Genomic DNA, 12,594 nt, shown 5'->3' with positions numbered 1-12,594 from the left:
CCCTTACTAAGAGCAAGTGGAATAGCCAAAGTATTCAGTTGAGTTGTTATCACTGCATACTCGAACACGGGCGGAAAGTGTGTGGGAAATAAGCTTAAGCGCTTTTGCAGATTCTCCAACCGGATAGAATTGGATATTGCCCGAAGAAGGGCGACCATGAACATCATCAAAGCTTATTTGACCAGACGAATAACTAGGTGTGACGACTATCCCGTCATAGGGAACGCCAGAAAAAGAAAATAATACGGTCCCAGCACCTTCGGTTCCATTGTCAGTTAATTCAATGCGCCAATCACCATCGCTCGATGAGTTTCCAGACATGATGATATGCGCCCAAAGTCGCTCACGACGCAATACTGCTTCAGATTTCCCCTGAATAACAAAACCATGCAGCTCATCTGCTAATCGCTGCATTTTGTTGGTTTCAAACACATTTTGAAAAGATGGTGCCGCAGCAGCTAACAATATGCTCATTACAGCAATGGTGATTAAGAGCTCCAGTAACGTAAACCCGCGAGGCATTTCCCAAATTCCTATGCAAACGGCGAGAGGGCCGTAATTCATCTTGCACAGATGCTATCACCTGAGAAAAATAGTCGGAAAAGTGAAAAGGGAACTACTCGTCATGATTCGAATTTCTAGTTGTAACGGATACAACAGACGATTAAGAGGGATGACATTGATCGAATTACTGATTGCAGTCGTGATTGTTGGGATCATTGCAGCTATTGCTTATCCATCTTACTCAGGTCATACGATCACATCGCATAGAACGGTCGCGTTGAGTGATATTAGCCGCATTCAGTTGGAGCTCGAAACATCTTACAACGGTGGCTATGACTGGAGCGGGATTATATCTGGAGGTAGTTGTACGATCTGCGATTCGGACACAGACCGTTTCTCCTTTGCTGTCGCAAGTTCAGCAACAGTGGCATACACAATTACGGCAACCGCGAAATCTGATCGTGGGCAAGATGGGGACAGTTGCTTTCCTAGCGACCAAGATAAAAAAATAACACTCACTTCAACCAATATTGAATCGCCAAGCGAGTGCTGGAACTGATCAAGCCGCCTTCTCTGGCGACAAGAAAACAGATACGAAAAAGCCCGCATTGATGCGGGCTTCTTATTAAATTTTAACTTAGTCAGCAATTAGCTAGTTAAGTCATCAAAGAACTTCTTCACGCCGTTGAAGAAGCCTTCAGATTTTGGTTTGTGCTTAGTCGCAGCATCACCACCACAAGACTCATCAAACTCTTTAAGCAGTTCTTTTTGGCGAGAGCTTAGGTTAACAGGTGTCTCAACCACTAGCTTAACGATTAGATCACCAACACCGCCGCCACGAACGCCTTTCACACCTTTACCACGCATACGGAACATACGGCCAGTTTGCGTTTCTGTCGGTACTTTAAGGTTCACACGACCATCTAGCGTAGGAACTTCAACTTCACCACCAAGTGCTGCCATTGCAAAGCTTACTGGTACTTCACAGTACAGGTTGTTACCTTCACGTTCGAAAATATGGTGCTCTCTTACATGAACTTGAACATATAGGTCACCCGCTGGTGCGCCCATTTCTCCAGCTTCGCCTTCGCCAGATAGACGAATACGGTCGCCAGTATCAACACCTGCTGGGATCTTAACGTTAAGCGTTTTCGTTTTCTGTTTGCGACCTTGACCATGACATTCATTACATGGGTCTTTGATGATCTTGCCTTTACCATGACAGGTAGGACAGGTTTGTTGAACTGCAAAGAAGCCTTGACGCATCTGTACTTGACCATGGCCATGACAGGTGCCACAAGTTTCAGCCGTTGAGCCTTTCTTCGCGCCACTGCCATCACAGGTATCACAGTGGACTAGCGTAGGCACTTCGATCTCTTTAGAAACACCGCGAACGGCTTCTTCTAACGACAGTTCCATGTTGTAACGCAGGTCCGCACCACGTTGTGCTCGCTGCTGACCACCGCCACGACGGCCGCCGCCAAAGATATCACCAAATACATCACCGAAGATGTCGCCGAAATCAGCGCCACCGCCACCAAAACCGCCGCCGCCGAAGCCGCCACCGCCTTGTTCAAAAGCCGCATGACCATACTGGTCGTAAGCCGCTTTCTTTTGAGGCTCAGTTAGAATTTCGTACGCTTCTTTTACTTCTTTAAACTTGTCCGCAGCAGACTCATCACCCTGGTTACGGTCTGGGTGGTATTTCATCGCTAGACGCTTGTACGCCTTTTTGATATCGCGCTCAGAGGCATCACGGCTTACGCCTAATACTTCGTAAAAATCACGTTTTGACATGTTCTTCGTCACCAATTATTTACTGCAAACGGCATCGATTCACCGCTTGGTGTTTGTATCATTCTAGCTAAGTGCACTTATTGCAAAATACTTAGCTAGAAGGACAACGTTGACAAACAGACGGGCGTAAGAGTTACCCCAAACGCCCGTACACAAAGTCTTATCGACTCTAGGCGACCGTAGTCGACTAGTTAAGAAAGCTTATTTCTTGTCGTCTTTAACTTCTTCGAACTCAGCATCAACTACGTCGTCTTCTTTAGACTGTTGAGCATCAGCGTCAGCACCTTGTGCTTGTTGAGCTTGAGCTTGTTGTTGAGCGATTTCCATTAGCTTTTGAGCTGCAGTCATAAGCGCTTGAACTTTCGCATCGATTGCTTCTTTGTCATCACCCTTACGAGCAGTTTCAAGCTCAGCGATAGCTGCTTCAATCTTCTCTTTCTCATCTGCAGGTAGTGCTTCACCAGCTTCTTCTACTTGCTTACGAGTACCGTGAATCATTTGGTCAGCTTGGTTACGTGCAGCCGCTAGCTCTTCGAACTTTTTGTCCGCTTCTTTGTTAGCTTCTGCTTCTTGAACCATTTTCTCGATGTCTTCGTCGCTTAGGCCGCCAGAAGCTTGGATAGTGATCTTCTGTTCTTTACCTGTTGACTTATCTTTCGCAGATACGTGAAGGATACCGTCAGCATCTAGGTCGAAAGTTACTTCGATTTGTGGCATACCACGAGGCGCAGCTTGAATGCCTTCTAGGTTGAATTGACCTAGAGACTTGTTGTATGACGCTTGCTTACGCTCACCTTGAAGAACATGGATTGTTACCGCGTTCTGGTTGTCTTCTGCTGTAGAGAAAACTTGGTTAGCTTTAGTTGGGATAGTTGTGTTTTTCTCAACTAGCTTAGTCATTACACCGCCCATTGTCTCAATACCTAGAGACAGTGGTGTTACGTCTAGTAGAAGTACGTCTTTTACTTCACCTGCAAGTACACCGCCTTGAACTGCAGCACCCATTGCTACTGCTTCATCAGGGTTTACGTCGCGGCGAGCTTCTTTACCGAAGAACTCAGCAACCTTCGCTTGAACCATAGGCATACGAGTCTGTCCACCAACTAGGATTACGTCAGTGATGTCGTTTACAGATAGGTCAGCGTCAGCTAGAGCAACTTTTAGTGGCTCAAGAGAACGTTGTACTAGGTCTTCAACTAGAGATTCTAGTTTCGCACGAGTCACTTTCACGTTCATGTGCTTAGGACCAGTCGCGTCTGCAGTCACGTAAGGTAGGTTTACGTCAGTTTGAGAAGTAGAAGAAAGCTCAATTTTCGCTTTTTCTGCTGCTTCTTTAACACGTTGCATCGCTAGTGGATCGTTCTTAAGGTTGATACCTTGCTCTTTGTTGAACTCGTCAACTAGGTAGTTGATTAGACGTGTATCAAAGTCTTCACCACCAAGGTGAGTGTCACCGTTAGTTGCTAGAACTTCGAAAGTTTTCTCGCCTTCAACTTCATCGATTTCGATGATAGAGATATCGAATGTACCACCACCAAGGTCGTATACCGCAATAGTGCGGTCGCCGCCTGACTTATCTAGGCCGTATGCTAGAGCAGCCGCTGTTGGTTCGTTGATGATACGTTTAACTTCTAGACCTGCGATACGGCCAGCGTCTTTTGTTGCTTGACGTTGAGCATCGTTAAAGTAAGCAGGAACTGTGATAACTGCGCCAGTTACTTCCTCACCTAGGAAGTCTTCAGCAGTTTTCTTCATTTTTTTCAAGATTTCAGCAGAAACTTGAGGAGCAGCCATTTTTTGGCCTTGCGCTTCTACCCAAGCGTCACCGTTGTCAGCCTTAACGATTTTGTAAGGCATGATTTCGATATCACGCTGAACTTCTTCATCTTCAAAGCGACGACCAATTAGACGCTTAATTGCAAATAGCGTGTTAGTTGGGTTTGTAACCGCTTGACGTTTTGCAGGTTGACCTACTAGCGTTTCACCATCGGTATATGCAACAACCGATGCCGTTGTGCGTTCGCCTTCAGCGTTTTCAATTACACGAGGTTTGTCGCCGTCTAGTACAGCAACACATGAGTTAGTAGTACCTAAGTCAATACCAATGATTTTACCCATCAGGCTATCTCCGAATAAATTCTATTTTCGTTTTGCTATATCCCCTATGTGGGGACGTAGAATCGGGTTTCAACCCTTGCTCACAAACAAAAATAATTATGTTTGCTTCTCTTATGCCCAATAGATAAGGGCTGCAAATGGCTTTTCAAGGGAAAGAGTAAAAAAAATTGAAAAAAGTTGTGCAAAAGGTGGAGGCGGGATTCTCGAATCTCGGAGCGCAGCGTTCCATAGGACGAAGTCCGTTCCCGAAGCGAAGCGTCTATTAAAAAGAAAAAGCGAGGCCCTAAGACCTCGCTGTGAATTCGATTAAGTGAGCGATTAAGAATTACGCACTCGCTTGTGCTGGTTCAGCATCCACGGTTTCTTCTTTACCAATCTCGCCTTCAGACTTAGCAACAATCGTGTTTACTGCTGTATCGCCGACTACGTTAGATGATGTACAGAACATATCGTTAATACGATCAACCGCTGCAACGATTGCTAGACCTTCTGGTGGTAGACCCAATTGGTGAAGGATAACACCAACCATCACTACACCGCCGCCAGGAACACCGCCAGCACCGATAGACAGTAGCAGAACCGTGAAGCCTAGAGTCACTAGGTCAGATACCGCAATAGGCTGACCAAACGCGTTTGCACAGAATACCGCTGCGATTGCGATGTAGATTGAAGCACCTGCCATGTTCATAGTTGCACCTAGTGGTACACCAAAACCAGCTACCGACTTAGACACACCAATCTTGTCAGTAAGAGTACGCATCGTTACTGGGATCGTCGCATTTGAACTTGCTGTAGATAGAGAGAACAACACTTGTTCACGCGTCTTACGAGAGAACTCGCGCGCAGAAATACCCGTGAACATTTGAACCGCTAGAGGGTAAACCACGAAGATCCAAAGCACTAGCATTGAAACCACAAGAGCAACGTAACCGGCTACTGATGCAAGCGTACCCGCATCCAAGGTTGCACCAAGTTGAATCATCAGAGCAAATACACCGTATGGCGCTAAGCTCATTACGAGACCAATTAGTTTCATCATGATTTCGTTCGCCATCTTAAAAGTACGAACCGCAGGGCCGCCTTTTGAATCAAGCGCTTGAATTGCAAGACCTGTCAGAATTGCCATAAAGATGATTTGTAGCATGTCGCCATTTGCAAACGCTTGTACAGGGTTGCTTGGAACAATGTTCACAACCATAGAGAAGATGTCTGGTGTTTCTGTTGACTTAAGCGCCACAGAATCAGAAATCGTACCCGCAAGGTTTGCACCTGCACCAGGCTGAACAATCATAGCAACAGTAAGAGCAGCAATGATCGCGACGACGGTATTTAAAATGTAAAGAGTAAAAGTTTTACCACCCAAGCGACCAAAAGAACGAATGTCTTTAAGTTCCACAATGCCACATACAATTGATACATAAACCAGAGGAACAACCAGAAGTTTAATCAGCGAAACGAACATGCCGCCCGCACCTTCTGCTGCACCTAGAATATAGGTATCAAAAATCGCAATACCGCTAAATAAGTACTGAATAGCTGTACCCAGCACGAGGCCGGCGAACAAGCCGATAAAAATCTTACTAGAAAGCGATTTATCCATCATAAATCTCCGAAATGTTGTGTTTGCTATTTATATTTTTATAGTTACATCTGCTAATTTTTACGGCAGACCTCGCGAATAATACACATCGGAGTTACAAAATAAAGGCTTTCTTTACAAGAATGTTAATAACTAACATTAAAAGTAAATCACCAGTTCTAGATTGATATTCAGAATTTTATTTTGAAGACAAGTCATAACAGGTACTTATAGACACAGCATCCCATAAGTAAGCAAGATAAAGAGAGAATATCTCCTATAGGAAAATTATTTGCCAATAGGAAAAAGTTTGAAGAGGATCAAATTTCGAAATTTAGCTCATATTCAGAGGAGTGAATATGAGAATGACAATGTTTGAAACAAAAATGCCCACTGAGAACCAGTAGGCATTTAAATAAATATATATCAGTAGGTTACTGAATTATTTTGCAACCATAACCATTGCAGGACGTACCACGCGACCGTTTAGCTCGTAACCTTTTTGCATTACGAACATAACGGTATTTGACTCATGGTCAGGGCTTTCTTGGATAGACATCGCTTGATGGAATTCAGGGTTGAAAGCTTCACCTTCTGGATTGATCTCTTTCAAACCAAATTTCGATACTGCGTCTACAAACGTCTTATGCGTTAGCTCAACACCTTCAAGAATTGGCTTAACCACTTCATGCTCAGCATCAGCAGCTTGGATAGCACGCTCTAGGTTGTCGATAACAGGAAGAAGCTCTTCAGCAAACTTGTTCAAAGCGTATTTACGCGCTTTATCAATTTCTTGCTCTGTACGGCGACGCATGTTTTCTACTTCTGCTTTAGAACGTAGAACGGCATCTTGCTGATCTTTCACTTTCGTTTCACTTGATAGAAGTGCTGCTTCTAGTTGAGCAATCTTAGCGTCTTTTTCATCACCAATGTCTTCAAGTTCAGCTTCTGCTTCTTGAGCTGCTGCCTCTACTTTCTCAGCCTCTTCGATGATCTGATCAAGCTCGGCTTCAGTAACTTTGTTTTCTTCGTTGCTCATGATATCTCCAGAATCAACATAATGTCCTCAAAGCTTACGCACGTTTTGCGGGCTCTAACCACATTAAAATTCGCATATTTAGGTAACTTGCCATTATTATGGGGATGAAGATTCCTGATTCAAGCCTCTTTAATGCGGAAATGCTATGAAAAACCCATGTAACGTGATCGCGATTATCGGAAAACCTCGAGATCAGCAGGCTATTCAAACTCATAGAGAGCTTTACCAATGGTTAACCTCTGAAGGTTACCAAGTGTTTATCGATGACCGCCTTGCTGCAATTTTAGACGATATTCCACAAAATCAATTTGCCAGCCTAGTGGAACTTGGTAAAAACGCCGATCTTGCTATTGTCGTTGGAGGCGATGGCAACATGTTAGGCGCAGCTCGCATTTTATCTCGCTTTGATGTCGCAGTGATCGGTGTGAACCGAGGTAACCTTGGTTTCCTAACGGACCTTAACCCCGATGATTTCAAAACGGCATTGAAAGCCGTTCTGAATGGCGAATATATTGAAGAAGAGCGATTTTTACTTGAGGCCGAAGTGCATCGTCATGGCCAAATTAAAAGCCACAATGCCGCCCTAAATGAAGCAGTACTTCACCCTGGTCAAGTCGCACATATGATCGAGTTTGAAGTTTACATTGATGACAGTTTTGCGTTTTCGCTGCGCGCCGATGGTTTAATCGTTTCAACTCCAACAGGTTCAACCGCTTATTCCCTTTCCGGTGGTGGTCCTATCTTGTCGCCAAGCTTGAATGCAATCTCTTTGGTACCTATGTTTCCTCACACTCTTTCAAGCCGTCCTTTGGTGGTTGATGGAAAACGACGCATTAAATTGATCGTGTCACCAGAAAACCGCGGTACGCAAGAAGTCAGTTGTGATGGACAAGTTTCACTACCGGTTTCTCCAGGCGATGAAGTTCATATTTATCAAAGCCCGAATGTACTTAAACTGATCCACCCAAAAGACTACAGCTACTACCACGTGCTAAGAAACAAGCTCGGTTGGTCAAGCAAATTGTTTTAACAAGAAAGGTTGATGTGAAGGCATCAACCTTTTTTCTATGCTCTCATTAACTCCAATTTCATCGCCCACCCAAGGCGACACAGATTAATTCCTTGTTAAATTTAATTTTATAAAACTTGATCTTGTGGGTAAAATTTATACAAAATTCTGAGCTCAAATTGAAAGGTGTCCGACTGATGATATTCTCAGTATGAATAGAACATAAACTCTAATTCATACTTATTATCTCAAAGGGCACATTATGAAAAAAACAATGATATTGTCCGTTCTCAGTACGTTAGCGCTTGCTGGCTGTCAATCTGAGGAGGCAAAGGTTACCGATATATCAAACGCAAAAGCCGAGGACATCTCGAATACCAAGCGGACACTAGCTCTGCAACTCAGCGAAAGTTATGCCAACATAGAACCCATGCTGCGCAAAGACATCACTGCCGAACACATTAATGTCCCCCTTTCCTCATTCGTCGAACAGAAACCTTTATCAGCATTTAGCCAACAACTCATACAAGCCGATACACAAATTCGAGCGTGGAAAGGCATCTCTGAATACTCCGATCAATTGCTTGAAGTTCGACTTGCAAATGAAGAAATGCTCGGCGTGTGGCAAGAAGGGACCGTCGACCCACTCTTTGCTTTCGAACCAACAGGGGATGATGAGCAGTGGCGTTACATCGAAGCTTACGATGTTTATGGCCAAGTCCACCAACTCGATGTCTATCAACTTCCAGACGTGCCTGTATTGGTTGTCGACAGCAACAGCTCTGCAGAGCTAAAAGCTGGGCTACAGGCTATGCAGGCAGAAATGGGCAAGCAACCATGGTCCAACCCTATATGACTGACATCGCAAAGGCTCAAAAATCTCTTTTCTCCCACACAGAAAGTACACCTCAACCAATTCAAGCTACGGTTTTGAAGAAGATTCGTCTTGCCAATGACCAAGAGCCTTGGATTTCAGGAAAAGCTGAAATGTACGCCATTGTCACAGGTGTAAACCCTACGCGTGATGAACCCACTTTGGATCTCGTCGAGCTACCTTATTTGGATTACGACAACACCACCTACTTACCCAACCAAATCATCATTCACTGGTCTCGTTACCGTTGGGGGGCGGCGGATATCGTCTTAATGGAGCAAGATGACGGCACCGATTACAAACAGTTAGCCAAACTGCTTGTTCAGGTTGCAGAAGAAGTCCTGAAGACAATTCCAGATCCCGAAGTTCAGGCCTATGCCATTATTCCTCAGATCACCAACAAAATTATCGATGCGATTCCGGATGGCGCACTCACTAACGATGACGATTTTGTCGATGTGTATTACACCCTGATGCAAGACACTTCCTATGTCGACCATCCTGGATCAGGGGTTAATGCTGTGGCAACGTTTGAGCCGCTCACAATTAACCCAACTCGACCGTAACTTGTTCAATTTTAATAGGTCGTTGCATTTGCTCGGCCTATTTTTCTCTTCACCATCACAAAAAATACCTTCTTCCTACAAAAAATCCAGCAGCCACCTTTACTGTATAAAGAAACAGTATATACTGTTTTCTTATACAGTATTGTTCAGTTATACAGGTAAATAAAAATGCTGGCTCATCTAAGTGTTAATAATTTTGCGATTGTTAAGTCTTTACAGCTCGAGCTTTCAAAGGGCATGACCACCATCACTGGTGAAACAGGTGCAGGTAAATCTATTGCAATTGACGCATTAGGTCTTTGTTTAGGCGGGCGTGCCGATGCAGGCATGGTACGACAAGGCGAAGAGAAAACAGAAGTCAGCGCCGCCTTTTTACTGGACAACAATCTACACGCAACGCGTTGGCTAGAAGATAACGACCTGCTGGATGGCAGCGAATGTATCTTGCGTCGCATCATCACGAAAGAAGGCCGTTCTAGAGCCTTTATCAATGGCAGCCCAGTCCCTCTTTCACAACTCAAATCTCTTGGGCAGTTATTGATCAACATCCATGGACAGCACGCGCATCATCAGTTGATGAAGAGCGAGCATCAAATGGCCATGCTGGACCAATATGCTGGACATTTAAACCTACTAAAAAGCACACGCAGTGCTTACCAGCATTGGCGTCAAGCAGACAACAACCTTAAGCAACTAAAAGAGAACAGCCAGCAAAATCAGGCCCAAAAACAGTTGCTTGAATACCAAATTAAAGAACTGAATGAGTTATCGCTAGGTGAAGAAGAATTCGCAGAGCTCGAGCAAGAGCACAAACGACTGTCCAATAGTGGTGAACTCGCCACTACCTGTCAGCAAGCCCTCGAACTTATTTACGAAGGTGAAGAAGTCAATGCGCTTGGTATTTTGCAATCGGCCAATCACTCCCTAATCCAGTTAGCCGAATTGGATGAGAAGTTAGCTGAATTGCCAAACATGCTGGCAGAGGCAATGATCCAGCTAGAAGAAACCAAAAACGAACTTCGCAGCTACCTAGATGGCATTGATGTCGATCCCGGTCGCATGGCTTATGTCGAAGAACGTTTTTCAAAAGTGATGTCGATGGCTCGCAAACACCATGTTATGCCCGATGAGCTATACCAACATCACCAAGATCTTCTTGCACAAATCGAAGCATTAGATTGCTCTGACGAGCGTCTGGATGAACTCGCTCAAGAAGTAGAACAGAAATACCAAAGCTTCTTAACTCAAGCAGAGAAGCTGCACAAGTCACGTAGCCGTTACGCAAAAGAGCTGAACAAACTTATCACGCAAAGCATGCACGAATTGAGCATGGAGAAAGCGGTATTCAGCATCGAGGTAAACAACGAAAACCTCCACCCATCTCCATTGGGTATGGACAGTGTGTGTTTCTTGGTCTCAACCAACCCAGGTCAGCCATTACAACCTATCGCTAAAGTCGCATCAGGTGGTGAGCTATCACGTATCTCGCTAGCAATACAAGTTATCACCGCACAAAAAGTGGATACGCCAAGCTTGATCTTCGATGAAGTGGATGTCGGTATCAGCGGCCCAACGGCTGCGGTTGTCGGTAAGATGCTGCGCAAGTTAGGCGAGTCGACTCAAGTGATGTGTGTAACCCACTTACCGCAAGTTGCTGGCTGTGGTCATCAACAAATGTTTGTTGCTAAACACACCAAGAGTGGGCAAACCGAAACAAAAATGCATGCCCTAGATGAACAACAACGTGTGGCAGAACTCGCTCGTTTATTGGGCGGAAGCCAAATTACCGACTCAACATTAGCCAACGCAAAAGAATTACTCATCGCGGCTTAACCATTCAACAAGGGATGAGAAATGGATATCAAAGCCGTCAACAAAGAAAACTGTTTAGAGCTCGTCCCTCTTTTTATTGAGTTAGAATGCTATTACTTCAAAGAGGACGCCGCATCAGAGAATGAATTGACGCACTATCTAAAGCACCAAGTCTTCTCTGAGCATTCTAGTATCAAAATCATCGCAGCTTATGAGCACGACTCTATTATTGGTTTTGCGTCTTACACAGTGATGTACCCTGCCCCTAAACTTTCCGGCCAAATGTACATGAAGGATCTCTTCGTTTCTTCAATCGCGAGAGGAAAAGGCGTTGGTATTCAACTAATGAAACATTTAGCGACCCTAGCAGTTACCTCGGGTTGCCAAAGACTTGATTGGACAGCAGAAAACACCAATCCTATCGCTGGTCAATTTTACCGCTCCATAGGTGCAGCACACCTTGTTGAAAAAGAATATTATCGGTTTGAAGGTGAAACGCTCAAAGCATTTTCCCTCCCGCAATAATGCAACGCACGACCAACAGTAGTCGCCCTCACGAAATATTGCAGGCGATCTCTTAAATCCCATATCATAAAAAGCACACAACATGCTTGATGAGTCATGTTCCGCCAGTTATCGTCTAATATCAGCGAATAAATGCAACTCAACTCAAAATTCGTTGTCAGATTTTCTACCATACGACGCATAGCTTTTTACATCTGCGTCGAGCTTGTTTATTATCAGCGCAGTATTTTAAAGGTTACTAAGAAATTATTATGCAATTAAAGAAGTGGTTAGTTGCCGTACCATTAGCAATGACTTTGCTGACAGGATGTTCGGTATTGGAAAAACTGGTTTATCGTATTGATATCAACCAAGGCAACTATGTAGAACAAAGTGCGGTTGATAAATTAAAGTTTGGGATGACTAAAGCACAAGTTCGCTACGTTCTTGGTTCGCCTATGTTGGTTGAAAATGGCTACCCAAATACTTGGTACTACATTTACCATCACACTCCTGGGCACGGTGAACCTGTGCAAAAAGATCTGGTTGTTCAATTCAATGACCAAGGTACGTTAGCCGATCTGACTGGCGACTACCCGAAAAGTGATGCCTTTTACGAGAAGATTCAGTAGCCCGTCTTTATTTTCACAGAATTCTCAAAGCCTCCTCGTCGGCTGTCTCTTATACACAAATCCCCAAGCTTGTAGTTTGGGGATTTTTTTGAACTCTTTCACGTGTGTGCGATCTGAGCACTTAGTATTCCTCATTGAAACACTAAGATGACACATTCAG

The 12,594-nt window shown here is 44.3% G+C and carries 10 protein-coding genes and 1 pseudogene; 6 read left to right on the top strand and 5 right to left on the bottom strand.

Features of this window, described 5'->3' with window-relative positions; all coding sequences use genetic code 11:
• Nucleotides 1–6: 6 nt before the first annotated feature.
• A complete protein-coding gene (locus OQJ86_RS19280) occupies nt 7–522 on the bottom strand; it encodes a GspH/FimT family pseudopilin (RefSeq protein ID WP_038868764.1) in 516 nt (171 codons plus the stop codon).
• A 103-nt stretch (nt 523–625) separates the two neighbouring features.
• Between OQJ86_RS19280 and OQJ86_RS19275 the strand changes: the two genes are divergently transcribed.
• Nucleotides 626–1,063, top strand: coding sequence for a type IV pilin protein (locus tag OQJ86_RS19275; protein WP_038868765.1), 438 nt, complete (start codon nt 626–628; stop codon nt 1,061–1,063).
• Nucleotides 1,064–1,152: 89 nt separating this feature from the next.
• Here the strand turns inward: OQJ86_RS19275 and dnaJ are convergent, their stop codons facing one another.
• The 4 genes from dnaJ to grpE all read right to left on the bottom strand — a co-directional run bounded on the left by dnaJ (nt 1,153) and on the right by grpE (nt 7,037).
• On the bottom strand, nt 1,153–2,301 hold the full coding sequence (gene dnaJ / locus OQJ86_RS19270) for a molecular chaperone DnaJ (protein WP_038868766.1): 1,149 nt from the start codon (nt 2,299–2,301) through the stop codon (nt 1,153–1,155).
• Between the two features lie 201 nt (nt 2,302–2,502).
• Nucleotides 2,503–4,419, bottom strand: a complete 1,917-nt coding sequence (gene dnaK / locus OQJ86_RS19265) for a molecular chaperone DnaK (RefSeq protein ID WP_038868767.1) — start codon at nt 4,417–4,419, stop codon at nt 2,503–2,505.
• A 325-nt stretch (nt 4,420–4,744) separates the two neighbouring features.
• Nucleotides 4,745–6,019 carry a dicarboxylate/amino acid:cation symporter gene (locus tag OQJ86_RS19260; RefSeq protein ID WP_265989293.1) on the bottom strand — a complete coding sequence of 425 codons (1,275 nt, stop codon included), beginning with the start codon at nt 6,017–6,019 and terminating at the stop codon, nt 4,745–4,747.
• A 421-nt stretch (nt 6,020–6,440) separates the two neighbouring features.
• Entirely contained in the window at nt 6,441–7,037 is a 597-nt protein-coding gene (gene grpE / locus OQJ86_RS19255; RefSeq protein WP_038868770.1) for a nucleotide exchange factor GrpE, read from the bottom strand.
• Nucleotides 7,038–7,182: 145 nt separating this feature from the next.
• Between grpE and nadK the strand changes: the two genes are divergently transcribed.
• The 5 genes and pseudogenes from nadK to bamE all read left to right on the top strand — a co-directional run bounded on the left by nadK (nt 7,183) and on the right by bamE (nt 12,434).
• On the top strand, nt 7,183–8,067 hold the full coding sequence (gene nadK, locus OQJ86_RS19250; protein ID WP_038868771.1) for an NAD(+) kinase: 885 nt from the start codon (nt 7,183–7,185) through the stop codon (nt 8,065–8,067).
• Nucleotides 8,068–8,308: 241 nt separating this feature from the next.
• Nucleotides 8,309–9,486, top strand: a pseudogene (locus tag OQJ86_RS19245) (DUF3103 domain-containing protein).
• Nucleotides 9,487–9,654: 168 nt separating this feature from the next.
• Nucleotides 9,655–11,319 (top strand): DNA repair protein RecN, encoded by a 1,665-nt coding sequence (gene recN, locus OQJ86_RS19240; protein ID WP_039975384.1) that lies wholly within the window; start codon nt 9,655–9,657, stop codon nt 11,317–11,319.
• A 21-nt stretch (nt 11,320–11,340) separates the two neighbouring features.
• Entirely contained in the window at nt 11,341–11,823 is a 483-nt protein-coding gene (locus OQJ86_RS19235) for a GNAT family N-acetyltransferase (protein ID WP_265989289.1), read from the top strand.
• Nucleotides 11,824–12,074: 251 nt separating this feature from the next.
• Nucleotides 12,075–12,434: an outer membrane protein assembly factor BamE gene (bamE, locus tag OQJ86_RS19230; protein WP_038868775.1), complete on the top strand. Its 360-nt coding sequence runs from the start codon at nt 12,075–12,077 to the stop codon at nt 12,432–12,434.
• The last annotated feature ends 160 nt before the right edge of the window (nt 12,435–12,594 follow it).

It is taken from the genome of Vibrio sp. Sgm 5 (genome assembly GCF_026241575.1).
GTDB classification, from domain to species: Bacteria; Pseudomonadota; Gammaproteobacteria; order Enterobacterales; family Vibrionaceae; genus Vibrio; species Vibrio jasicida.
Note: the sequence above shows the minus strand (reverse complement) of the source record. Positions and strands in the feature narration are given on the sequence as shown.

Coding starts and splice junctions, on each gene's coding strand:
- OQJ86_RS19280 (WP_038868764.1), bottom strand. CDS start 522: ATGCCTCGCGGGTTTACGTTACTGGAGCTCTTAATCACCATTGCTGTA.
- OQJ86_RS19275 (WP_038868765.1), top strand. CDS start 626: ATGATTCGAATTTCTAGTTGTAACGGATACAACAGACGATTAAGAGGG.
- dnaJ (WP_038868766.1), bottom strand. CDS start 2,301: ATGTCAAAACGTGATTTTTACGAAGTATTAGGCGTAAGCCGTGATGCC.
- dnaK (WP_038868767.1), bottom strand. CDS start 4,419: ATGGGTAAAATCATTGGTATTGACTTAGGTACTACTAACTCATGTGTT.
- OQJ86_RS19260 (WP_265989293.1), bottom strand. CDS start 6,019: ATGGATAAATCGCTTTCTAGTAAGATTTTTATCGGCTTGTTCGCCGGC.
- grpE (WP_038868770.1), bottom strand. CDS start 7,037: ATGAGCAACGAAGAAAACAAAGTTACTGAAGCCGAGCTTGATCAGATC.
- nadK (WP_038868771.1), top strand. CDS start 7,183: ATGAAAAACCCATGTAACGTGATCGCGATTATCGGAAAACCTCGAGAT.
- recN (WP_039975384.1), top strand. CDS start 9,655: ATGCTGGCTCATCTAAGTGTTAATAATTTTGCGATTGTTAAGTCTTTA.
- OQJ86_RS19235 (WP_265989289.1), top strand. CDS start 11,341: ATGGATATCAAAGCCGTCAACAAAGAAAACTGTTTAGAGCTCGTCCCT.
- bamE (WP_038868775.1), top strand. CDS start 12,075: ATGCAATTAAAGAAGTGGTTAGTTGCCGTACCATTAGCAATGACTTTG.